Annotated in this window: 1 protein-coding gene; it reads right to left on the bottom strand. The window is 46.1% G+C overall.

All coding sequences use genetic code 11. The features are described from left to right. Positions 1–214 precede the first annotated feature (214 nt). On the bottom strand, positions 215–1,491 hold a 1,277-nt coding region (locus ACS8FC_RS14110), incomplete at its 5' end, for a molybdopterin oxidoreductase family protein (RefSeq protein WP_439297223.1).

Genomic DNA, 1,491 nt, shown 5'->3' with positions numbered 1-1,491 from the left:
AGGACATGGCACGTTAGGCTGGACGCATGCTTGCGGCTCTGCAAAAGCCATCAGCTTATTAATACAAGGTGAAACGCCCAATGTTGATTTTGATTTTGTGGGTGCAAGCGATTGACCTAATATTGAAATAACATAATTAGAGTTACGATCATAAAAAAAGAAGGCGCTTACATGATGTAAACGCCTTCTTTTTGCTTTGAAATAAAAACTGAGTTTAAGCCATTGCGCTATCTACTGAGCTTTCTGATGTCGCAGTGGACACCTCCTCTATGTTAGCACCCAACGCCTCTAATTGCACAGGTACGCCATTAACGGCGGCATTACCACTCAACTGATCAATTAAGGTATCGTCTGTTAAGTCATTAACGCTGATACCGGCATGCTCTTGAGCAATCTTTTGCTTAACCCCTTTACGTCCATGACCAAAGCCATGCGGAATACTGACCACGCCTGGCATCAGCTCATTGGTCACCTCTGCTGCGATGACCACACTGCCTACCCGAGAGGTCACTCTCACGTCTTGACCATCTTCAATACCATGCTGTGCTGCCGTTTCTGGATGTAGCATTAACGTACAACGAGATTTACCTTTGACCAATCGATAGCTATTGTGTAGCCATGAGTTGTTGCTACGCACATGGCGACGACCAATGAGCAAAATCTCTTGATCATCGTACTGCTGCATCATCTCTTTGACTCGTGCCAGATCTCCCTGATAAAAATCAACATTGAGATTGATTTGCTTATCTGCATGTTTGATAGCATCTGGCAACATACGATGCAGCGGTCCTAAGTCGATACCGTGTGGATTGTCTATGAGCGCATCCAATGTGACGTCTTTATAAGGTCCATATTTTAGACCTTGCTCAAGCAAGAACTTCGGTCCAAACGCTTTTGTCGCGGCACGCTCTTTTTGTACCGCTTCTGGCGCGTCTTTATCCAAGCGATCGGCAAGCTCTAAATAAATCTCCCAATCATGCTTTTCATTATCTGTTTTACTAAATAAGGCAGGCGAGTATTTGGCAACATTGTGTACGGCAAAGCCATTAAACGTAATGTCGTAATGATCACGCTCGAGTGGCGAGACGGGCGGCAGGATAATATTGGCATGGCGACTGGTCTCGGTCACAAAGTAATCGAGCGACACCATGAATTCCAAACCTGACAATGCCTCATCCAATTTTTCGCCATTTGGCGTGCTAAGAACAGGGTTACCAGCGACACTCATAAACCCTTTTAACTGCCCTTCTCCTTCGACCAGCATTTCATCTGCCATCGCAACCACTGGATACTCACCATTAAAATCAGGTAGGTTACTCACGCGGCTGTGGCGTTTGCCCAAATAACCTGGGCCCGAGCTATTCACCACGTCAACAGCAGGGTTCGGGAACATAAGCCCGCCCACTTCATCTAAGCGTCCTGTGACGATGTTGATAACCATGGACAGATATTGGCTCAGCAAGCCAAACTCTTGCACCGATATACCCATAC

The organism is Psychrobacter sp. 1Y4 (assembly GCF_051847555.1).
Note: the sequence above shows the minus strand (reverse complement) of the source record. Positions and strands in the feature narration are given on the sequence as shown.